This is a genomic window from Caulobacter sp. S45, assembly GCF_009765965.1.
In the GTDB taxonomy this organism is placed as follows: Bacteria; Pseudomonadota; Alphaproteobacteria; order Caulobacterales; family Caulobacteraceae; genus CAHJWH01.
Genome location: NZ_LMUL01000017.1, coordinates 236958 through 258715 on the forward strand (window position 1 = coordinate 236958; position 21758 = coordinate 258715).

At 67.6% G+C, this 21758-nt stretch carries 18 protein-coding genes, 1 other RNA gene and 1 pseudogene; 7 read left to right on the forward strand and 13 right to left on the reverse strand.

Going from position 1 to position 21758, the window contains the following annotated elements:
- The 3 genes and pseudogenes from GSQ87_RS22895 to GSQ87_RS22900 all read left to right on the forward strand — a co-directional run.
- Positions 1 to 767: 3-deoxy-D-manno-octulosonic acid transferase (locus GSQ87_RS22895; RefSeq protein WP_371416712.1), on the forward strand; the 767-nt coding region annotated here is incomplete at its 5' end.
- Positions 764 to 1792, forward strand: a complete 1029-nt coding sequence (gene lpxK / locus GSQ87_RS20910) for a tetraacyldisaccharide 4'-kinase (protein ID WP_158918380.1) — start codon at positions 764 to 766, stop codon at positions 1790 to 1792. The genes GSQ87_RS22895 and lpxK, both read left to right, overlap by 4 nt.
- Positions 1776 to 1883 (forward strand): annotated as a pseudogene (locus GSQ87_RS22900) (hypothetical protein); the annotation flags it as partial. The gene lpxK and the pseudogene GSQ87_RS22900, both read left to right, overlap by 17 nt.
- 1 nt (position 1884) lies before the next feature.
- Here the strand turns inward: GSQ87_RS22900 and ilvD are convergent.
- Positions 1885 to 3738, reverse strand: coding sequence for a dihydroxy-acid dehydratase (ilvD, locus tag GSQ87_RS20915; RefSeq protein WP_158918382.1), 1854 nt, complete (start codon positions 3736 to 3738; stop codon positions 1885 to 1887).
- Positions 3739 to 3817: 79 nt separating this feature from the next.
- Positions 3818 to 4666: an ATP-binding protein gene (locus GSQ87_RS20920; protein WP_158918384.1), complete on the reverse strand. Its 849-nt coding sequence runs from the start codon at positions 4664 to 4666 to the stop codon at positions 3818 to 3820.
- Between the two features lie 135 nt (positions 4667 to 4801).
- Between GSQ87_RS20920 and GSQ87_RS20925 the strand changes: the two genes are divergently transcribed.
- The 3 genes from GSQ87_RS20925 to GSQ87_RS20935 all read left to right on the forward strand — a co-directional run bounded on the left by GSQ87_RS20925 (position 4802) and on the right by GSQ87_RS20935 (position 8399).
- Positions 4802 to 6625 (forward strand): phosphoenolpyruvate carboxykinase (GTP), encoded by a 1824-nt coding sequence (locus tag GSQ87_RS20925; protein ID WP_254063186.1) that lies wholly within the window; start codon positions 4802 to 4804, stop codon positions 6623 to 6625.
- 299 nt (positions 6626 to 6924) lie between these two features.
- Positions 6925 to 7758 carry a flagellin gene (locus tag GSQ87_RS20930; RefSeq protein WP_158918386.1) on the forward strand — a complete coding sequence of 278 codons (834 nt, stop codon included), beginning with the start codon at positions 6925 to 6927 and terminating at the stop codon, positions 7756 to 7758.
- A 251-nt stretch (positions 7759 to 8009) separates the two neighbouring features.
- Positions 8010 to 8399 carry a cytochrome c family protein gene (locus GSQ87_RS20935; RefSeq protein WP_158918388.1) on the forward strand — a complete coding sequence of 130 codons (390 nt, stop codon included), beginning with the start codon at positions 8010 to 8012 and terminating at the stop codon, positions 8397 to 8399.
- A 37-nt stretch (positions 8400 to 8436) separates the two neighbouring features.
- Here GSQ87_RS20935 and GSQ87_RS20940 read toward each other — a convergent pair whose 3' ends face one another.
- From GSQ87_RS20940 to GSQ87_RS20975, 8 genes are all read right to left on the reverse strand, one after another.
- Positions 8437 to 9129 (reverse strand): response regulator, encoded by a 693-nt coding sequence (locus GSQ87_RS20940; RefSeq protein WP_158918390.1) that lies wholly within the window; start codon positions 9127 to 9129, stop codon positions 8437 to 8439.
- An 11-nt stretch (positions 9130 to 9140) separates the two neighbouring features.
- Complete coding sequence (locus GSQ87_RS20945) at positions 9141 to 11849, reverse strand: sensor histidine kinase KdpD (protein WP_158918392.1); 2709 nt, start codon at positions 11847 to 11849, stop codon at positions 9141 to 9143.
- Between the two features lie 251 nt (positions 11850 to 12100).
- The gene (locus GSQ87_RS20950) at positions 12101 to 13765 is read right to left on the reverse strand and encodes an outer membrane beta-barrel protein (RefSeq protein ID WP_158918394.1); all 1665 of its coding nucleotides are present in this window, start codon (positions 13763 to 13765) and stop codon (positions 12101 to 12103) included.
- A 48-nt stretch (positions 13766 to 13813) separates the two neighbouring features.
- Entirely contained in the window at positions 13814 to 14401 is a 588-nt protein-coding gene (kdpC, locus tag GSQ87_RS20955; protein WP_158918396.1) for a potassium-transporting ATPase subunit KdpC, read from the reverse strand.
- 13 nt (positions 14402 to 14414) lie between these two features.
- Complete coding sequence (gene kdpB / locus GSQ87_RS20960; RefSeq protein ID WP_158918398.1) at positions 14415 to 16445, reverse strand: potassium-transporting ATPase subunit KdpB; 2031 nt, start codon at positions 16443 to 16445, stop codon at positions 14415 to 14417.
- A gap of 22 nt (positions 16446 to 16467) precedes the next feature.
- A complete protein-coding gene (kdpA, locus tag GSQ87_RS20965; RefSeq protein WP_158918400.1) occupies positions 16468 to 18174 on the reverse strand; it encodes a potassium-transporting ATPase subunit KdpA in 1707 nt (568 codons plus the stop codon).
- Between the two features lie 22 nt (positions 18175 to 18196).
- Positions 18197 to 18325, reverse strand: coding sequence for a potassium-transporting ATPase subunit F (locus GSQ87_RS20970; protein ID WP_158918402.1), 129 nt, complete (start codon positions 18323 to 18325; stop codon positions 18197 to 18199).
- Positions 18326 to 18515: 190 nt separating this feature from the next.
- Complete coding sequence (locus GSQ87_RS20975; protein WP_158918404.1) at positions 18516 to 19106, reverse strand: acetate uptake transporter family protein; 591 nt, start codon at positions 19104 to 19106, stop codon at positions 18516 to 18518.
- A 381-nt stretch (positions 19107 to 19487) separates the two neighbouring features.
- On the opposite strand from GSQ87_RS20975, the gene GSQ87_RS20980 reads away from it, so the two are divergent.
- Positions 19488 to 19865 (forward strand): RusA family crossover junction endodeoxyribonuclease, encoded by a 378-nt coding sequence (locus GSQ87_RS20980; RefSeq protein WP_158918407.1) that lies wholly within the window; start codon positions 19488 to 19490, stop codon positions 19863 to 19865.
- A gap of 27 nt (positions 19866 to 19892) precedes the next feature.
- Here the strand turns inward: GSQ87_RS20980 and GSQ87_RS20985 are convergent, their stop codons facing one another.
- The 3 genes from GSQ87_RS20985 to ssrA all read right to left on the reverse strand — a co-directional run bounded on the left by GSQ87_RS20985 (position 19893) and on the right by ssrA (position 21342).
- Entirely contained in the window at positions 19893 to 20222 is a 330-nt protein-coding gene (locus GSQ87_RS20985; RefSeq protein WP_158918409.1) for a hypothetical protein, read from the reverse strand.
- Positions 20223 to 20296: 74 nt separating this feature from the next.
- A complete protein-coding gene (locus GSQ87_RS20990; RefSeq protein ID WP_158918411.1) occupies positions 20297 to 20818 on the reverse strand; it encodes an SspB family protein in 522 nt (173 codons plus the stop codon).
- Positions 20819 to 20975: 157 nt separating this feature from the next.
- Positions 20976 to 21342, reverse strand: a transfer-messenger RNA (tmRNA) gene (ssrA, locus tag GSQ87_RS20995).
- Positions 21343 to 21758 lie beyond the last annotated feature (416 nt).

Here is a 21758-nt window from a genome sequence, read left to right on the forward strand (position 1 = left end):
TTCCCGCCGCCGCGCGCGCCGTGCTCGGCGGGTTCGACCTGGTGATGGGGCAGGACGACGAGGCGGCTACGGGCCTGGTCCGGCTGGGCGCGCGCGACGATGGGCGGCTGAACCTGAAGCTGGCGGGCGAGTCGCTGCCGGCGGATGCGGAAAACCTGGCGCGTCTGCGCGGGGAGATCGGCGAACGCCCGATCCTGCTCGCTGCCTCGACCCATCCCGGCGAGGAGACGTTGCTGCTGGAAGTGTTCGCCTGGCTGAAGGATCGGCCGGAGCGTCCGCTGCTGGTGATCGTTCCCCGCCATCCCGTCCGGGGCGAAGGCATCCTGATGGAGGCGCAGGGGCAAGGTTTCGTCGCCGCCCGCCGCGCTCTCGCCGAACCCTTGACGGGCGCGACCGAGGTCTATGTCGCCGACACCCTGGGCGAACTCGGGCTGTGGTTTCGGCTGGCGCGGCTGGCGGTGATCGGCGGCTCTCTGGTCGAGGGCGTGGGCGGTCACAATCCTCTGGAAGCGGCGCGGCTGGACTGTCCCGCATCGGCGGGCCCGCATGTGGTCAACTGGCGCTCGGTCTACGCCGCCCTCGAGGTCGAACATGCCGTCCGGCGTGTCGATGGCGCGGCGGCCCTGGCCGGCGTTATGGCTGAAGCCTTGACCGATCCCACGGCGTTGAGGGCGGAAGCCGGCCGGGCGAGGGCGTTTGCGGATCGCGAGAGCGGCGCGGTTCGGCCAGCCGCAGACTGGCTACTGGCCCTGATGAGGCGCATATGAAGCTCGCGACACCGCGCTGGTGGTATCGGCGGGAGGATGCGCCGGCGCCGCTGACCCGCGCCTTGCTGAAGCCGGCCTCCTGGGTCTGGGCGGCGGCGACGGCGCGGCGGATCGCACGGGCGCGCCCTCTCGATCCCGGCGTGCCGGTGATCTCGGTGGGCAACCTCACGGTCGGCGGTTCCGGTAAGACGCCCATCGTGCGCGAGGTGCTGGCGCGGCTTCGGGCCCAGGGCGTGGACGCCCATGGGCTGTCGCGGGGCTATGGCGGCCGGCTGGCGGGGCCGACGCTGGTGGACCTGGAGATCCACACCGCCGAGGACGTGGGCGACGAACCGATCATGTTGGCCCGCGATGCGCCCATGTGGGTGGCGCGGGATCGGGCGGCGGGGGCGATGACGGCCGCGGCGTCCGGGGCCAAGCTGCTGGTGCTCGACGACGCGCACCAGAACCCCAGCCTGGCGAAGACCTTGTCGCTGGTGGTGGTCGACGGCGATGTGCGCGAGGACGAATGGCCGTTCGGCGACGGCTCGGTATTCCCGTCCGGGCCGATGCGCGAACCGTTGGCGGTTGGGCTCGCCCGAGCCGATGCGGTGGTCCTGTTGCTGCCGCAGGGCGTCGAGCCCGATCCGGAGTTGCTGATCCTCTTCGGGGCCAAGCCGGTGCTGTTTGCGCGTCTGCAGCCCGATGCGCCGCCGGTGTCGGGACTGCAGCTCGCCTTCGCCGGCATCGCCAAGCCCTGGCGATTCGAGCGCAGCCTGCGCAATGCAGGCGTCCAACTCGTCGACTTCGCGCCGTTCCCCGATCATGCGGCCTTTGCGGAGCGCGACCTCGCGTTCCTGGCCGAACGGGCGCAGGTGGCCGGCGCCGGCCTGCTCACCACCGAGAAAGACTGGGCGCGTCTGCCCGCCGCCTGGCGGGAGCGCGTAGCGCCTTGGCCGGTGCGCGCGCGCTTCGAGGACGAGGCGGCGCTGGATGCGCTGCTCGCCTCGGCATTGCGGCCCGCTTCCCTGTCATCCCGGCCGTAGCGAAGCGGAGAGCCGGGACCCAGGGCGGTTCGCACTGGCCCTGGCTCCCGGATCAGCTTTGCAGGCTGTCCGGGATGATAGCGAAAGTTAATTCAGCGTCGCTGAAGTTGCTCCACATCCCGCACCGCCCCACGCGAGGCAGAGGTGGTCAGGGCGGCATAGGCCTGTAGGGCGGGCGAGACGTGGCGTTCGCGGCCGACCGGCTTCCAGGCAGTCGCGCCCCGGGCCAGCATCTCGGCCCGCCGCGTCTCAAGCTCGGCGTCGGCGACCGCCAGGACCAGCGAGCGGTTGGGGATGTCGATCTCGATCCGGTCGCCGGTCTGAACCAGGGCGATCAGGCCGCCTTCGCCCGCTTCCGGCGAGACGTGGCCGATGGACAGGCCCGAGGTTCCGCCGGAGAAGCGCCCGTCGGTGATCAGGGCGCACGCCTTCCCCAGTCCCTTCGATTTCAGATAGCTGGTCGGGTAGAGCATCTCCTGCATGCCGGGGCCGCCCTTGGGGCCTTCGTAGCGGATCACCACCACCTCGCCCGCTTTCACCTCGCCGGTCAGGATGCCCGAGACCGCCGCGTCCTGGCTCTCATAGACCCGCGCTGGGCCGGCGAAGACCAGGTTGGCGTCGTCAACGCCCGCCGTCTTCACGATGCAGCCGTCCAGCGCCAGATTGCCGGTCAGCACCGCCAGACCACCGTCCTTGGAGAAGGCGTGCTCGGCGTTGCGGATCACCCCGCCAGTGCGGTCCACGTCAACCTCGTCGTAGCGGCGCGATTGGGAGAAGGCGACCTGGGTCGGCACCCCGCCGGGCGCTGCGCGGAAGAAGTCGCGCACGGCCGGACTGTTGGTGCGCGCCACGTCCCAGCGGTCCAGCGCCTGGGCCATGGTCGGGCTGTGTACGGTCGGCAGGTCGGTGTTGAGCAGGCCGGCGCGGTCCAGTTCGCCCAGGATGGCGAACACCCCGCCGGCGCGGTGGACATCCTCCATGTGCACGTCGGCCTTGGCGGGGGCGACCTTGCACAGGCAGGGCACGCGGCGCGACAGCCGGTCGATGTCGTCCATGCCGAACGCCACCTCGCCCTCGTGGGCGGCGGCCAGCAGGTGCAGCACGGTGTTGGTCGACCCGCCCATGGCGATATCCAGGCTCATGGCGTTCTCGAACGCGCCGAAGCCGGCGATCGACCGGGGCAGCACGCCGTAGTCGTCCTGCTCGTAATGGCGCTTGGCCAGGTCCACGATCAGGTGGCCGGCCTCCAGGAACAGCCGCTCGCGATCCGAGTGGGTGGCGAGCGTGGAGCCGTTGCCGGGCAGCGACAGGCCCAGCGCCTCGGTCAGGCAGTTCATCGAGTTGGCGGTGAACATGCCCGAGCACGAGCCGCAGGTCGGGCAGGCCGAGCGCTCCATCGTCGCCACCTCGGCGTCGCTGACCGCCTCGTCGGCGGCGACCACCATGGCGTCGATCAGGTCGACCGCGCGGGTCTCGCCCTTCCACACCACCTTGCCGGCCTCCATCGGGCCGCCCGAGACGAACACCACGGGGATGTTGAGGCGCAGAGCAGCCATCAGCATGCCGGGCGTGATCTTGTCGCAGTTGGAGATGCAGACCAGCGCGTCGGCGCAATGGGCGTTGACCATGTACTCCACGCTGTCGGCGATCAGCTCGCGCGAGGGCAGGCTGTAGAGCATCCCGCCGTGGCCCATGGCGATGCCGTCGTCCACCGCGATGGTGTTGAATTCCTTGGCCACACCGCCCGCGCGCTCGATCTCGCGCGCGACCAGCTGGCCCATGTCCTTCAGGTGGACGTGGCCCGGCACGAACTGGGTGAAGGAGTTGGCGACCGCGATGATCGGCTTGCCGAAGTCCTCGTCCTTCATGCCGGTGGCGCGCCAGAGGCCGCGGGCGCCGGCCATGTTGCGGCCGTGGGTGGTGGTGCGAGAACGATAGACAGGCACGGAAGCGGTTCCTTGGAAGATCGTACCCTTTATAGGCGCTTCAGCTCATGGGCCAAGCATGACCGTGCCGCAACACGCCCTAGATCGGGAGCGAACGCCCCTGTTCGCCGGCCAGGTCGCGGATGAACTGGAACGCCGTGCGTCCCGACCGCCCGCCCCGCAGTTGGGCCCATTGCAGGGCGCGGCGCTCCAGCTCGGGATCGTCCAGGCCGAAACGATCCGCATAGGCGTGCGCGACCTCGAGATAGGTCGGCTGGTCCATCGGCGGGAAGCCGAGCCACAGGCCGAAGCGGTCGGACGCCGAGATCATCTCCTCGGCGTCCTCCGCCGCGGCCAGCCGATCCGCGTTTTCGTGTGTACGGGGCATCAGGTGGCGCCTGTTGGAGGTTGCGACGAACATGACGTTGCGCGGTGGTCCCGCGACGCCGCCTTCCAAGGCGGATTTAAGCGATTTCGCCGCCCCCGCGCCTTCCTCGAACGAAAGGTCGTCGCTCATCACCACGAACCGTTCGGGACGATCTCGCAAAGTTGCGAAGAGCTGCGGAAGCCCATTCACCGCGTCCCGGTCGACCTCGACCAGTTTGAGGGCGGAGTGTTCGGCTGCCAGCGTTGTCACCGCCGTCTTGACCAGGGAGCTCTTTCCCGTTCCCCGCGCACCCCACAGCAGCACATTGTTGAACGGTGCGCCGGCGATGAAACGGCGCAGGTTCTCCACCATCCGCCCCTTCTGCCGGTCGATGCCCAGCAGCAGGTCCAGGGGTAGCTCAAACCCAGGCGCAGCATGGAAGATCTGAGCCTGGGCGTCGTAGTGGAACAGCACGTCCCGGCCGAAGTCCGGCGCAGGAGGCGGCGGGGGGGCCAGACGATCCAGCGCGTCGGCGATACGGGTGAGGACCGCCAGGGCGTCTCGCGAAAATGTGTCGGTCAATCCGGGACTCCTGGACCACAAGGGTTGATGCGGGCCGCTGGCGCGGCTAGCAATATTGCAAATCGTTAAAGTGCGGCGCCACCGTTTGGGCGAGCACACGTTCAGGCGGCGTCAGCCGTGACCATGGAGACCCTCGTGACTCTAGCCACCGTCGTCCAAGGCCTCGATCAGGCGCCGACCCGTCACAAGAAACTTCTCGCCTGGGTGCGGGATGTGGCCGCTTTGACGGAGCCGGATCAAGTCTATTGGTGCGACGGTTCGGATGAGGAGTGGAAGTTCCTCACCGAGGCGCTGGTCGACGCCGGCACGCTGAAGCCGCTCAACCCCGCCAAGCGCCCCAACTCCTTCTACGCCGCCTCCGACCCCAAGGACGTGGCGCGGGTCGAGAGCCGCACCTTCATCTGCTCGGAAAAAGAGATCGACGCCGGCCCGACCAACAACTGGGCCGACCCCCAGGAGATGCGCACCACCCTGAACGGCCTGTTCAAGGGCGCGATGCGCGGCCGCACCATGTACGTGGTGCCCTTCTGCATGGGCCCGCTGGGCTCCAAGATCAGCGCGCTGGGGGTGGAGATCACCGACAGCGCCTATGTGGCCGTGTCGATGCGGGTGATGACCCGGATGGGCAAGGCGGCGCTGGACCTGATCGGCGACGACGGCTTCTTCGTGCCGGCCGTCCATACCCTGGGCGCCCCGCTGCAGCCCGGCCAGAAGGATGTGAGCTGGCCCTGCAACGAGACCAAGTACATCGTCCACTATCCCGAGACCCGCGAGATCTGGTCCTACGGCTCGGGCTACGGCGGCAACGCCCTGCTGGGCAAGAAGTGCTACGCCCTGCGCATCGCCAGCATCATGGCCCGCGACGAGGGCTGGTTCGCCGAGCACATGCTGATCCTCAAGCTGACCTCGCCCGAGAAGAAGACCCACTTCATCGCCGCCGCCTTCCCCAGCGCCTGCGGCAAGACCAACATGGCGATGCTCCAGCCGACCATCCCCGGCTGGAAGGCCGAGACCGTGGGCGACGACATCGCCTGGATGCGCTTCGGCGACGACGGCCGGCTCTACGCCATCAACCCGGAATACGGCATCTTCGGCGTGGCCCCGGGCACGGGCATGTCGACCAACAAGAACGCCATCGACGCGCTGACCGGCAACTGCATCTTCACCAACGTCGCCCTGACCGACGATGGCGACGTCTGGTGGGAAGGCCTGACCGACACCCCGCCCGCGCACCTGACCGACTGGCGCGGCCGCGACTGGACCCCGGCGTCGTCGGAGCCCGCCGCCCACCCCAACGCTCGCTTCACCGTGCCGGCCGGCCAGTGCCCGACCATCGCGGCGGAATGGGAGGACCCCAAGGGCGTGCCGATCAGCGCCATCCTGTTCGGCGGTCGTCGCGCCACGGCGGTGCCGCTGGTGACCGAGGCGTTCGACTGGGACCATGGCGTGTTCCTGGCCTCCAACGTCGCCTCGGAAGGCACGGCGGCGGCGGAGACCAAGCTGGGCGCCCTGCGCCGCGACCCCTTCGCCATGCTGCCCTTCTGCGGGTACAACATGGCGGACTATTTCGGCCACTGGCTGAAGATGGGCAAGAAGACCAGCGCCGATAAGCTGCCGCGCATCTACTTCGTGAACTGGTTTCGCAAGGACGAGCACGGCAAGTTCGTATGGCCGGGCTATGGCGAGAACATCCGGGTGCTGAAGTGGATCGTGGGACGGCTGGAAGGCGAGGCCGAGGCCCGCGACACCGCGATTGGCCGGCTCCCCACCGCCGCCTCGCTGGACACCTCCGGCCTGAACCTGTCGGAGCATCACCTGCGGCTGCTGCTGTCGGTGGACCGTTCGGTGTGGAAGGAAGAGGCTTCCGCCATTCCCGCCGCCTATGAACAGTTCGGTGACCGTCTACCGGCGGCGCTCTGGGCGCAGCACGAAGCCTTGGTCAAACGCCTGGAAGCCTAGCCGAGCCTATCGCGGGGTTTTCGGACCCCATTCGCCCAAGATCCACGAGCCCTTCCCCGACCCTCGGGGAAGGGCTTTGTCGTTCCGGATCGGGGTGGGCGACGCTTGCCCGGCAAAAATCGCCGTCAGTCGGCAAATTCGATTCACCATGCTCACGCGGCGCCTAAGGCAAACGTAGTAAATACAGAGGGTTAATTCCGAGATCAGAAGTGGTCCGGCGCTTGCCTTGCGCATGACCTGTACGCCGTCGACGTCGACAACGACGAGCCGGACCCTGATCTCGGAAGGACCCCCGTGGCATGTCGCTGAACAGTATCAACACCAATGTCGGCGCTCAGATTGCGCTGCAGACCCTGAACTCCACAAACGCCGCCCTCGAGAACGCTCAGAACCAGGTCTCCACTGGCCTGCGCGTCGCCGGGGCCGAGGATGACGGGGCCATCTGGTCCATCGCCCAAGGCCAGCGCTCCCAGATCACTTCGCTGGGCGCGGTGACCGATTCGCTGAACCGGGCTTCGTCCGTGCTGGACGTGGCCGTCACCACCGGCCAGACCATTTCCGACCTGCTGAACCAGCTCAAGGCGAAGGCCCTGGAAGGATCAGACACATCGCTCAGCACCAGCGACCGCGCCGCGTTGAACGACTCCTTCAAATCGCTGGTCAGCCAGATCAACAGCGCGGTGAGCAACGCCAGCTTCGACGGCGGCAATCTGATTTCCAGCGGCGCGCCCAATCTGGTCGCCCTGTCCGGTCCGAGCGGTTCCCAGAAGCTGACCATCGCGGCTCAGTCGCTGGCGCTGGGCGGCGCGAACGTAACCATTTCGGCGTCGGCGTCGTTTTCCACCGCGAGCCACGCCGCTTCGCTGCTGACCATCATCAACACCTCGATCACCAACACCAACGCGGCGGTCGCGGCGCTCGGCACCGAGGCCAATCAGGTGACATCGACCCTGACCTTCGTGTCGAACCTCACCGATTCGCTGACCAGCGGCGTCGGCAACCTGGTGGACGCGGACGTGGCGGCGCAGAGCGCGACCCTGCAGGCCCTGCAGACCAAGCAACAGCTCGGCATCCAGGCCCTGTCGATCGCCAACTCGTCGTCTTCCAACCTGCTCAGCCTGTTCAAGGGCTAAGCGGACCGCATCCTACCCGCCTGAGAGAAGGGCCCTCTCCCGAACGACGGAGAGGGCCTTTCCATTTCAGGGCGCCGTCCTGCCGGTATAGGCGATCCGCCGGACCGGGAGGGAGACCCGCCGTCCCCAGGCCCAGGTCGAGGTTGGCTATTCTCGTCGTTCCTCCGGTTTGCAAGTGCGCTTAGCTCTTTCTAGGTTCGGCGCGGCGCGCTATCGAGAGACGATTGTTCAGATCGCTTTGGGAGACGCGCATGTTGAAGCCGGTTGCAGCGGCAGCTTTGGCGATTTGGGCGATGGCGTCTGCGGCGCCCGCCTTTGCGGCCGGAGACGTCGCCCACGGCAAGTCCCTGTTCCAAGATCGCTGTGGAGTCTGTCACACCGGCGCGGCGGACGATGGCGACGGCGGCCAGGGCCCCGACCTGTGGGGCGTGATGGGCCGCAAGGCCGGCGGCGCGCCCGGCTTCAGCTACACGCCCGCGTTGAAGGCGGCCACCATGGTCTGGACCCCGGCGACGCTGGACACCTTCCTGGAAGCCCCCGCCAAGGTGGTCCCCGGCACCGCCATGCCGGTCAGCACCGCCAACCCCAAGGATCGCGCGGACCTGATCGCCTATCTCGGTACGTTGAAGGGCAAGCGCTAAGTCTCCTGCTCGCCGTCGCGGGGGCAGGGCGTTCGCTCTATTCGGCGATGAAGCGGTAGCCCACGCCGGGTTCGGTCACGATGCGATGGGGAGAGGCGGGGTCGATCTCCAGCTTCTGGCGCAGGTGGCCGACGAACACCCGCAGATAGGCCACGTCGTCCACGTGTGCGGGGCCCCAGACGGCGGTGAGCAACTGGCGGTGGGTCACCACCTTGCCGCCGCCCTCCACCAGCTTGGTCAGCAGGTCGTATTCGCGGGGCGACAGCCGGACAGCCGCGCCGTCGCGGGAAACCCGGCGACCGATCAGATCGATCTCCAGTTCGCCGCTGCGGATCACGCTGGAGATTCCCGACTGCGCGATGGTGTGGCGCAGCGCGGCCCTTAGCCGGGCCAACAACTCGCCGATGCCGAAAGGCTTCTCCACGTAATCATCGGCGCCCCGGTCCAGCGCCTCGATCTTCTCGGTCTCGCGGTCGCGCGCCGACAGGATCAGGATCGGGCCCGAATACAGGGTGCGCGCCTCGGTCAGCACGTCCTGGCCGTCCCGGTCGGGCAGGCCGAGGTCCAGGATCATCGCCTCCGGCGGTCGTTGCGACAGGGCGGCGAGCCCCTCCGCGGCGGTCATGGCACGGATGGCCTCGTAGCCGTTGGCCTCCAGCGCCGGACCGAGAAAGCGGTGGATCTGCGGCTCGTCGTCGACGACCAGAATTCTCGGACGGTGGGCGGACATGGACGGGCTGCCTACAGGAGCTGGTAGTGGGTGGGGGTTTCCTTGCGCAGGCTGATCAGCACCCGCGTGCCTCGGAAACCTTGGACCGCGTCGCCGTGGATCGGGCTAGCGGCGGCGATACGGCCGCCCATGATCTCGACGAAGCCTTTGGCGATCGACAGGCCAAGGCCCACGCCCTTGTGGCCGTCGCGGTCGGTGGGGGCCTCGATGCGCCGGAACTTGTCGAACACCCGTTCCAGCTCCGGCGTGGGGATGCCGCGGCCCTCGTCCTCGATGCTGATCACCACGTTGCCGCGATCCTCGTAGGCCGCCACCTCGATGGGCGAGCCGTCGGGGCTGTAGGCGATGGCGTTCTCCAGGATGTTGACCACCGCCTGCTCCAGCAGGCCGGCGTCCACCTTGATCAGGGACAGTTCGGCCGGGAAGTCGCGCACGAGTTTACGCGCGCCCAGCCGCCGTTCGACCCGTTCGATGGCGGCGGCCAGGACGTCGCGCACGTCGGTCCACTCCATCCGCGCATTGAGCGCGCCGCCCTCCAACCGGGTCATGTCGAGCAGGTCGCCGACGTAGCGGTTCAGGCGTTGCGCCTCCTCGCGAATGCTCTCCAGCAGGTCGCGGTAGATTTCCGGCCGCAGGTCGCCGCCGAAGTCGAGCAGGGTGGTGGCGGACCCCAGCACCGTCGACAGGGGTGTGCGCAGATCGTGGCTGATCGAGTTCAGCAGCGCGGCGCGAAGCTGGTCGGAGCGGCGCAGCGACTCGGTCTCGACCGTGGCGGCGGCCAGTTCCGCGCGCTCCAATGCCACCGCGCCCTGGTCCAGGGTGGCCAGCAGCAACCGCTCGGCCCCGCTGTCCAGCGACCGGCCCTTGATCGCCACCCCGGCGACGCCCGAGCGCGCCCGCAGCCCTTGCAGCGGCCAGAAGGTCCAGTCGATCTGGGGCAGGGTGCCGGTGCCCGCGCCCGCCGGTTCGCCCTTCTCCCAGGCCCAGCGGGCGGCGGTCATGGCGGAGGTGTTGAACGGTTTCAGGTCCGGGGAGCCGGCCGCCGGGCGGATCTCGCCCTTTTCCGGCAGCATGACCACGGCCGCGCCTCCGGCGGCGGCGGCGGCCTGCTCGGCCAGGGCCTGGGCGGCTTCGTCACGGGTCGACACCGCCGATAGCCGCCGGCTGGCCGCCAGCAGCGAGGCGATGGCCGAGGCGCGGTTGGCGGTGGTCTTGGCCTGGTCGCGCACCCGTCCGGTCAACCAGCCCGTGGTCATGGCCACGGCGAAGAAGACCGCGAAGGTGATCAGGTCGGCCGGATGACCGATCGACAGGCTCATCCGCGGCTCGAGGAAGAAGAAGTTGTAGGCGATCGCCGCCGCGCCGGCGGCCGCCAGCGCCGCACCGAAACCGAAAGCGGCGCCGGCCAACAGCACGCTGGCCAGGAAGATCATCGCCAGGTTGGCGTTCTGCATGTAGCGGTCGGCCATGGCCGCGATCCCGCCGGCCACCCCCACCATCGCCAGCGCGCCAGCGTATCCGCGCCAGGCCTGCCGCTGCATGTCCAGCACCTGGCGCACCCGCACGGCCGGTTCGTCGTGGGGCGCGGAATCGGTGATCACATGCAGCGCCGCGCCGCGCGTCTTCTCCAGCAGCACGTGGGGCAGCGAGCGGCCGAACAGGGCGCGGGTTCGCGAACCGGAGGTGCGGCCGATGACGATCTGGGTGATGTTGTTGCGCGCAGCGTATTCCTGCACCGTGGCCAGCAGGTCGTCGCCGGCGACAGTCACCACCCTGCCGCCAAGCTGGTCGGCGAGCTTGAGCGCCACGGCGGTCTGTTGGGCCGTGTCGGGCGTGGGCGGATGGTTCGGGCGCTCGACGTGCAGCACCGTCCACGGCGCGTCCATCATCAGGTCGGCCAGCCGGCGGCCCGCGCGCACCAGCGAGCTGGAGACCGGATCGCCGCCGATCAGCACCAGGATGCGCTCGCCGGCCGCCCACGGCCCCTCGATCCCCTGGCGGCGCATGGCGCCCACCAGCTTGTCGTCCACCGTCTGGGCGGCGCGGCGCAGCGCCATCTCGCGCAGCGCGGTCAGGTTCTCCGGCCGGAAGAAGCGGTCGGCCGCCAGGCGCGCGGTCTCGGGCACATAGACCTTGCCCGCCGCCAGCCGCTCGCGCAGCTCGTCGGGGGTGACGTCGATGATCTCGATCTCGTCGGCGCGGGACAGAGCGCTGTCGGGCACCGTCTCGCGCACTCGCACGCCGGTGATCTTCCAGACCACGTCGACCAGGCTTTCCAGGTGCTGGACGTTCAACGTGGTCCAGACGTCGATCCCGGCGGCGAGCAGTTCCTCCACGTCCTGCCACCGCTTGGGATGGCGCGAGCCCGGTGCGTTGGAATGGGCGTATTCGTCCACCAGCAGCAGGCCGGGACGCCGTGCGAGCGCCGCGTCCAGGTCGAATTCCATCAGCAGGCGGTCGCGATATTCGACCGGCTTGCGCGACAGGGTCTCGAGCCCCTCGCAAAGCGCCTCGGTCTCTTTGCGGCCGTGGGTCTCGACCACCCCCACCACCACCTCCACGCCCTCGGCCTTGCGGCGTCCGGCGGAGGTCAGCATGGCGTAGGTCTTGCCCACCCCCGGCGCCATGCCGAGGAATACGCGCAGTTCTCCGCGCCCCTCGCGCTTGGTGGCCGCCAGCAGGGCGTCTGGGTCGGGGCGGCGGGGTTCCTCGGGTGTCATCCGTTCAGGTCAGAAGCGATGGGACACGCCCATATAGGCCTGCCCCGCCGGGGTCTGCCGATTGAGGCCAATGTTGACCCCCGTGTCGAGCTGCAAATCATCGGGAAGTCGGCCGTGTCGCCGCAAGGTTGGCTGGATATCGTTGGATCGGCCTTGCGGGGTCGGAGCCTATCCGCAGGCAGTCGGCGGGGAGGAGACCCCGCCGACGCCTTTGACCGGCGCCGCGAACGACGCCGGTCTCGGTCATGCGATCAGAAGTGGATGATCGCATCGCCGGACAGGATCAATTCCTGCTGGCGGGCGTCGGGGACGCCGATGTTGCTGTTGCCGTCGAACGCCTTGCCCGCGTCGGCGCGGTAGTAGGCGATTTCCGGACGCAGCTCGATCTGCGGCGACAGCCAGTGCTGGACGCCGAACGCCACGCCTTCGTAGCCGGTGGCGACGCCGGTGCGCTGGCCCTGCATGTCGTCGAAATATTCTGTACGCAGGGTCAGGTTGGTCAGTGGCGTGAGCTGGTAGTTCCAATAAGCCAGCTCGGCCTGGACGTTGCTACGGCAGGTCAGTGTCGCATGGTCGTTGCACTGAGCTCCATCGGGGGCGTTGAAGCGGAAGTTGGGGCCGGAGAAGGGCGTACCTCCGTTAGACTCGATATTCAGCACCGTCGGGTTGTTCACGTTGGGAACATTGGTTTCGTGAACATTGTATGTTTCGAACGCGACGTGGAACTTGTCGGTGAACTTATGGTAGAGGGTAAAGCCCTTCCACTGGAGGTTATTGTAGCCATACGTGCCGCTATTGATGCCGTTGATGCAGGCATAGATGTCGGTGTTGGCGTCGCTGGTTTGATAACGGACGCACCCGGAGAACGACGGTATGGCGCCCGGGTCCTTCTTGAAGGTGCTGTTGGGGTAGATCGGGTTCGGGAAGGGGTTGGTCCTGTTCACCCCAGCGTTGCCGGCGAAGGTGTCGGTGCCGGCGACGATCCCTGCTTGCACCCACAGGTTCTTGGTCAACGCCAGGGTCGCCATGACCCCGGTGTTGGTGAAATTGTCGAACGTGTACGTCATCGAGTGTGAGTACATGTAGTTGTTCGGGGCGAGCTGGGCCTCGATGTCCGGGATCGAGATGAAGCGGCCGGCCCGGATCAGCAGGCCCTTGGCCACCTGCGGGATGTACAGCTCGGCGTACTCCATGGGCAGGTCCCAGCCGTAGTTCTTGTTCGACTTGGTGAGCTGGTTGCTGCCCAGGCCGTCGGAGATCGTATAGCGATAATCGACCCCGTAGATGCCCGAGATGCGGAAACCCCAGTCGATGTGGTCGCGCTGGACGGTGTCGGGCGTGCGCTCGATATAGAGCACCGTCTGGTCCATCTGGGCGGTGTTGGGGTTGTAGTCGTAGCCGGCCGGCGCGTTGCCGCCCTTACCGTGGCTGGTGCTGAGGTTGGCGCCGGCTTCCACCCAGCCATAGGCCTGGATGTGGGCGTCGCTCAGGAACTTGCCGAAGCCGGTGGGGGCCAGGGCCACCATCAGCGGGCTGTCCACCGAGTTGGGCCGGTTAGCGCCCAGCAGGGTCGCGGCGCCGTAGGGCCACTCGGTGAAGGGGTAGGGCGGCTGGGTGACGGGCTGAGGCGGATAGTCGTCGCGTCGCCCGGCCGGGGCGTTCGGATCGACCGGCGGGCCGGCCTGGCCCCACTCCAGCTTGTAGTAGTCCGCCATGCGCGTGAACACGTTGCCGCCCGTGGGTATCAGGGAGACGTTGTAGGCGGGCGTCGAGGCGGCGGCGGGCGTGGCGCCGTCCGTGGTTCCATCGGAAGCAGACGCCGGGATGTTGATATCCTCTGCATGGGCCGCGGCGGCTCCGATCGCCGCGGATAGCGCCAACGCCATCGCGCAAGAGGCGAAGTGACGGGAATTCATTCGAGTAGTCCCCTGGTCAAGTCTTGTTACGTGGCGCGATGTTGCGCCTTACGACCGCGCCGGATGGAGCGGATACTGTGCGTCCAGCGCGCGGTTCACGGCCAACACGTTTACGTGTGGCTGGCCGATGAAGCCGAGGGCTGGCTGCATGGTGTTGCGGGCGATGACCGCCTGCACTTCGGTGGCCGGGACGCCGCGCGCCTGGGCGATGCGCGGGGCCTGGCGGGTGGCGTTCTCGGGCGAGACGTCGGGGTCGAGCCCCGAGCCCGATTGGGTGACGGCGTCGGCGGGGATGGGGACGCCGGGCGCTTCCTTCTTGAGGGCCGCCGCGTCGCCGGCGATGCGGTCGGCGAGCTTCTTGTCCATCGGGCCGAGGTTGCTGGGCGACGAAGCCGTGGCGTCGTAGCCGTTCCCCGCCGACGAGCCGCGAGGATGCAGGTATTCCGGCTTGGCGAAGGCCTGGGCGATCAGGATGGAGCCTTCGATGGAGCCGTCGGGGCGGTGAAGCAGGCTGCCGCCGGCCTGGTAGGGCAGGGCGACCTTGGCGATCCCGGTGATCGCCAGCGGGTAGATCAGGCCGGTGAGGATCGTGAACAGCACGATCATCACCAGGGCGGGACGGATATGGGCGAGCATGGTTTTCGCTCCCTCAGGCCAGATGCAGGGATGAGACGATCAGGTCGATCACCTTGATGCCCACGAAGGGCGCGATGATCCCGCCGAGGCCGTAGATCAGCAGGTTGCGGGTCAGCAGGGCCTGGGCCCCGATGGCCCGGTACTTCACCCCCTTAAGCGCCAGCGGGATCAGCGCGATGATGATCAGGGCGTTGAAGATCACCGCCGAGAGGATCGCGCTCTCGGGGCTCGACAAATGCATCACGTTCATCGCGCCGAGCGAAGGCATCGAGACCACGAACAGGGCCGGGATGATGGCGAAGTACTTGGCCACGTCGTTGGCGATGCTGAAGGTGGTCAGCGCGCCACGGGTGATCAGCATCTGCTTGCCGACCTCGACGATCTCGATGACCTTGGTCGGGTCGCTGTCGAGATCGACCATGTTGCCGGCCTCGCGGGCGGCCTGGGTGCCGGTCTGCATGGCCACGCCGACATCGGCCTGGGCGAGTGCGGGCGCATCGTTGGCGCCGTCGCCGCACATGGCGACCAGGCGGCCCTTGCCCTGCTCCTCGCGGATCATCCGCAGCTTGTCCTCGGGGGTCGCTTCCGCGAGGAAGTCGTCGACGCCGGCCTCGGAGGCGATGGAGGCGGCGGTGACGGGGTTGTCGCCGGTGATCATCACCGTGCGCACGCCCATCCGGCGCAGGTCGGCGAAGCGTTCCTTGACGCCCGGCTTCACCACGTCCTTCAGGTGGATGACGCCGACCAGGCGATCACCTTCGGCCACCGCCAGCGGCGTGCCGCCGGAGCGTGCGATGCGGTCGACCGCGGCCTGCACTTCGCGCGGCAGATGGGCGCGCTCGGTCTTCAGGTGGCGGCAGACCGCGTCGACGGCGCCCTTGCGCCAGGTCAGCGAGCCGACCTCCAGGCCTGAGAGGCGGGTGGTGGCGGTGAAGGGGATCGATACCGCGTCGGCCGGGGCCTCGGCGACGACGCCCTTTTCGCGGGCCAGCTGCACGATCGAGCGGCCTTCCGGGGTCTCGTCGGCCAGCGAGGCCATCAGGGCGGCGCGCATGGCCGCGCCTTCCGGGATGCCGGGCGCCGCGATCACTTCGGTGGCCATGCGGTTGCCGAAGGTGATGGTGCCGGTCTTGTCCAGCAGCAGGGTGTCGACGTCGCCCGCGGCTTCCACCGCCCGGCCCGACGTGGCCAAGACGTTGAACTTCAGCAGGCGGTCCATGCCGGCGATGCCGATGGCCGAGAGCAGGCCGCCGATCGTCGTCGGGATGAGGCAGACGAACAGCGCGCCGAGCACTACCGGGTCGAGCTTCACCCCGGAATAGGCGCCCAGGCCCACCAGCGTCACCACCACGATCAGGAACACCAGGGTCAGGCCAGCCAGCAGCACGGCCAGCGCGATCTCGTTGGGGGTCTTGCGGCGGTCGGCGCCTTCGACCATGGCGATCATGCGGTCGAGGAAGCTGGAGCCGGCGCCGGCGGTCACCCGCACCTTGATCCAGTCCGACACTACGGTGGTGCCGCCGGTGACGGCGGAACGGTCGCCGCCGCTCTCGCGGATCACCGGCGCGCTCTCGCCGGTGATGGCGGCCTCGTTGACCGAGGCCACGCCCTCCACGATCTCGCCGTCGGCGGGGACCGCGTCGCCGGCCTCGACCAGCACGATCTGGCCGACCTCCAGCTTGTGGGCGGGGGTGGGGACAGTGGCGCCGGTCTGGGGATCGACCAGCTTGGCCATGGTGTCGACCCGCGCCGAACGCAGGCTGTCGGCGGCGGCCTTGCCCCGGCCTTCGGCCACGCTCTCAGCGAAGTTGGCGAACAGCACCGTCGCCCAGAGCCACAGGGCGAGCTGCAGCGGGAACAGGATTGGCTGATGGCCAAAGACTGCGGCGATGGTGGAGATGGTGGCGAGCGCCGCCACCACCTCGGTGGCCAGGATCACCGGGTTGCCGGTGAGCTTACGGGGGTCGAGCTTGACGAAGGCGTCGCGCGTGGCCCGGCCGAGCATCGCGCGCTGCGACCCCGACTTTGCGATTGCGGAAGGCATCTTCAGACCTTGCTTGAAAGGGTCAATGCGAGACGGCGGAGAGCATCTGGAAATGCTCGACGATGGGACCCAGCGCGAGCGGGGGGAAGTATTGCAGGCCGCCCAGGATCAGGATCAGACCGATCAGCAGGCCAATGAACTGCAGGCCGTGGGTCGGCAGGGTGCCGGCGGTCGGCTGCAGCTTGGGCTTGGCGGCGAGCGCGCCGGCCATCGCCATCACCGGGACGATGTAGGCGAAGCGGCCTAGCGCCATGGCGATGCCCAGCGTCGTGTCCCACCAGGGGGTGTTGGCGTTCAGCCCTCCGAAGGCCGACCCGTTGTTCCCCACCGCCGAGGCGTAGGCGTAGAGCATCTCGGTCAGCCCGTGCGGACCGGTCGCCGACACCGATTTCAGCGCGATCGGAGACACCGCCGACACCGCCGCGAACCCCAGGATGGTGACCGGCAGGATCAGGGTGGCGAGGACCGCGTACTTGACCTCGCGCGCCTCGATCTTCTTGCCGAGATACTCCGGCGTGCGGCCCACCATCAGCCCGGCGACGAACACCGAGATGATCGCCATGACCACGATGCCGTAGAGGCCCGAGCCGACGCCGCCCGGCAGGATCTCGCCGAGCTTGATCATGAACATGGCGGTCCCGCCGCCCAGCGGCGTGAAGCTTTCCAGCGCGCCGTTGACGCCGCCGTCGGAAGCGCCGGTGGTCATGGCGGTCCACACCGCCGTCGAGGGCGCGCCGAAGCGGACCTCCTTGCCTTCCATGTTGGGGGCGGCGGCCACGCCGGCGTGCAACAGGGCGGGGGTGACGCGGGTCTCGCTGGCGTAGATCGCCGCCGATGCGCCGACCAGCAGCACGACCATGGCGATCACCAGGGCGCGGGCCTCGCGGCCGGCCATGGCCACGCGACCGAAGGCGATGACGCAGCCGAAGCCGACCGCGTTCATGGCGATCTCTTCGATCAGGTTGGACCAGGCGTTGGGGTTCTCGAACGGATGGGCGGAGTTGGCGCCGAAGAAGCCGCCGCCGTTGGTGCCGAGTTGCTTGATGATCTCCTGGCTGGCGACCGGGCCGACCGAAATCCCCTGCTTGGCGCCTTCCAGCGTGTGGGCGTCGATGTGGGCCATCAGGGTCTGGGGCACGCCCGAGGCGACCAGCACGATGGCGAACACCACCGAGATCGGCAGCAGGATGTAGAGGGTGGTGCGGGTCAGGTCGGCCCAGAAGTTGCCGAGCGTCTCGCCCCGGTTGGCGGCGAAGGCGCGCGCCAGGGCGGCCGCCACCGCGATCCCGGAGGCGGCGGAGACGAAGTTCTGCACCGTCAACCCGCTCATTTGGGACAGGTTGGAGAGCGTGCTTTCCCCGGAATAGGACTGCCAGTTGGTGTTGGTGACGAAGCTGATGGCCGTGTTGAAGGCCAGGTGGGGGCTCATGCCCGCGAAGTGCATCGGGTTGAGCGGCAGCAGGCCCTGAGCGCGCAGGATCAGGTAGAGCAGGAAGAAGCCCGCCGCATTGAACGCCAGCAGCGCGCCCAGATAGGCCATCCAGCCCTGGCCCTTGGTCGGGTCGACGCCTGAGGCGGCGTAGAACAGCCGCTCCACCGGGCGCAGTACGGGGTCCAGCCAGGTCGACCGACCCTCCCAGACGCGCGCCATGTAGACGCCTATGGGCCAGCCGAGCAAAACGGCCAGCCCTAGCGTGAGGGCGATTTCCGCCCACCCCTGCCAGTTCATCGATGAGACCCGTGGATTTTTGTTAGAATTTGTCGGGGCGCACGAGGGCGGCCACCATGTAGACGCCGACCCCGAGGGCGGCGACGGCGTAGATCAGCGCGATCATCTCACAGCGCCCGAAGCAGGCGGCCGTACAGGCCCATGCCCGCAAAACAGGCCGCGCCGAGGATGATGAAGATCAAGTCGTCCATGACGGCTGCCCCTGGGTTTCGAGGGGCGCATAGTCGTTCAAAGCCACGTCAAGGTTCGAGTGCGCAGGACCGACGCGCTCGTAAAGGTTTCGTAAAGATCGGACGCGGAACCCGTAAGGATTCCGCGTCTTTGGCCTGTTTTACAAAGGCTTAGCTCAGGATGGGTTTTTCGCCGAGCGGCACGATGGCGCGGCCGAAGGTGGCGTTGGTGACCAGGGCGAAGCTGCCGTAGATCGCCAGCGTTCCGCACACCAGGCCCAGCCAGCCGCCCAGATGGCTGAGCGCGGCCTGCTTTAGAACTGCGCCGAAGCCGAGCAGGAAGAAGGTGATCCACAGGGTCAGGAACACCGCGAACACCACCTTGGTGAGCTTGAAGGTGCTGATCCACAGATACAGCGTCAGTACGCCCCACAGCAGCAACGCCACCCCGACCGTGGGGCCGGCGTCCTTGATGTCGATGATCCCGTTGTGGGCGAACAGCAGCAGCAGGGCGAACCACCACCAGAAGGCGCCGTAGCTGAGGAAGGCGGTCATGCCGAAGGTGTTGCCGACCTTGAACTCGAAGATGCCGGCGATCACCTGAATCAGTCCGCCATAGGCCAGGGCCAGCGGGATGACGACGCCTTCGCCGCCTGCCGGCAACAGCCCCGCATTGACCAGGCTGAGCAGCACGGTCGTCAGTCCGAAACCGACGAGGCCAAGCGCTGCGGGGTTCGCAGGCGATACAACCGTATCCGGCATCTTTTCCACCCTGTTGTTCCCGTCTTGCGAAGAGACGGGTGTTGCTTTGGACGAAGGATGGAAGCGGATCGAACCTATGGTCAAGCTCCGTCTTGTGACAATTTGAGCGGGTGTTCGGGGTATGAAAAAGGCCGCTCCGGTTTCCCGAAGCGGCCTTCCATCGTCGTCGCCACGTCGCGTGGCCGGCGACCAAACCTTGGGCGGTTAAGCCGTCAGGCGTGAGCCTTGCTAGAAAGGCTCCAGATCACCGGTTGAGACCGTAGCTGGAGACAATGAGACACTGGGTCACCTCCTTTCGACTGTTGGACAGGGACTCATAGTGTAGGGGACCGATGCGGCTGGCGAAAGACTTGCGATGCAATCCCATGAACAGGGTCCCCAATGAGCGGGGAAGCCATCGAGCGTGAGGTCGAGTGGGTCGGGATCGGCCGGGTCCGCGCCCGCGAGTTCGACGGCCACGGGCTGGAGATCACGGTCGAGGGCCTGACCACCCAGGCCAAGTACTACAAACCCCTGATCTACGAGTTCTTCCGCAAGGAATGGCGGCGCGCGCGACCTGCCTGGGGCGAGTACACCGTCGAGATCGCCATGGAGTACGTCGGCGATCCGCCCTGGCTCGACCTGGACAACCTGGCCAAGGCGCTGCTCGACGCGATCAAGGGTTACGCCTTCCACGACGACGCCCAGGTGGGGCGGTTGGTGGTGGAGCGCCACGCCGGCGAGCGGGAGCGGATCTTCATCCGGGTCAGCGAGCGATAGTCGCCACCTTTGGGGTGCGGCCAACCGTCAGTGCGGGCCGGCGCCGCCGCGGCTGCTGGAGTCGGTCAGCGATTGGCGGGCGTCGGCGCTCATCTGATCCCACTCCGCCTTGGTGTGGCACTCCTTCTTGGAGAACCGCGTACCGGCGGGGGTGAAGGTCTTGCAGACCTGCTTGGCCCCGGAGTCGCTCTGGGCGGTCGACGCCGGAGCCTGGGCCGCTTGGGCCGCCTGTGCGGGCGAGGCGGCGGCCGGGGGGGCGCTCATCGGCGGGGCTTGACTGCTGCTCATGGGCTGGGCGGCGACAGGCAGGGCCAGGACCGAGACGCCAAGGGCCGCGAGGATGACTGCGCTTCGCATGGAGGTCTCCTTTCGCGAGTGCGTACGGAGATCAACCTGCAGCGGCGCGAATCGTTGCGCCCCTCGCTTGGGCGCTACTTCTTACGGAACTGGTCCAGGGAGACGATCTTGGGGCCGTCGCCATCGGGCCGGGGCTCGTCGGGGTCCTCGGCCTCGCCTTCGACGGGCTCGGTGCGCGACCGCATCGGCAGGAACTCGGCTGGGGCGGGCGGGGCGTCCAGTTCCGGCGCCTCGAACTGCAGCAGGAACTGCACGCTGGGATCGTAGAAGCGGGTCACCGCCTGATAGGGCATCGACAGCCGCTTGGGCTGGCCGCCGAAGCGCAGGGTGACGGAAAAGAAGGTCTCGCCCGGCGCCAGGTCCCAGAACTGGTGCTGGACCACGATGGTCATCTCGTCGGGATACTTCTCCACCAGCTCCGGCGGGATCGAGACGCCCGGCGCCCGGGTCTTGAAGGTGATGTAGAAGTGATGGTTGGCGGGCAGGCCGCCGGGGCTGGCCGCCCGCTTGAGCGACGCCTTGACCACGCCACGCAGCGCTTCCTGCGCCAGCGTTTCGTAGCCCATCTGGTCCTGGTCTTGTCCGTCCTGGCTCATCTGAGGGCGATCCTGAACCATGTCCCAAGGCGCGCGGCCAGGAGCGACCGCTTCAGCGGCTGGGTTGAGGGATTGTCGCGGCGACTGCAAGAGGGAACCGCACATCGGGCCGATCCGCCGCTGATATTTGCCGCCCGGCCGACCGGATTAAGGGGAAGGTGGGGGGATTCTGTTGCCAGGCTCCCCCCGGGCCCCGCCTACGGGGGCTAACCCGCAGGGCTTCTAGGCGAGATCGTCAGAACCGCATTACGCGGCGATGGCGAACTCTTCAGCGAAGTTATCGTTCGCATTTACAAAATAGGCCGATCGCGGAGGCCCATACCGAGAGAAAGCAACGCCTTTAGACGTCCGTCGATGCTGATCGGCCCCAAGGTCGTCCACCGATAACGTGGAGGATGAGATTGGTGGAGCCGCCGGGAATCGCACCCGGGTCCAGTCCGCTTATTATACGCGCGTTTATCCCTATATTTCCGCCGAAGCGGAACATGCCGAATATGGGCCCTGATGGCGGGCGCGGCAAGGACCGTTGAGGTCGGCGCGGTATACTATGTCCTGGGGAAGGTTGCTCCGAGGAGCCTGCTCTTAAGCCCTACGCGGCTTCGCGCGCGTGAAGCCAGGCGGTCGACCGCGTCCAAGTGTGGATTTCGGCGCAGATCGCGCATCGAAATGAACGCGTGCCGTCGATCGCGTCGAATTCAGCCGGACGCATCCGATGTCCCGTGTGGACAGGGCGATCTTCGATCGTGCAAGTGAACATCACGGGAGAAATTTGCGTACGGATAGTCTGAGGCATGTCTCACTTTAGTCCATATCCCCTCAATTTGCGCGTTAATTCGGCCGGGGATTAATTTTCCACCACCGCGAGCTTTCGCTTGAGCGCTCCCCATATATTCATACGCTGCAGATGAAGCGCTTCGCGCAACGCTAGCGGTTCTAAGGT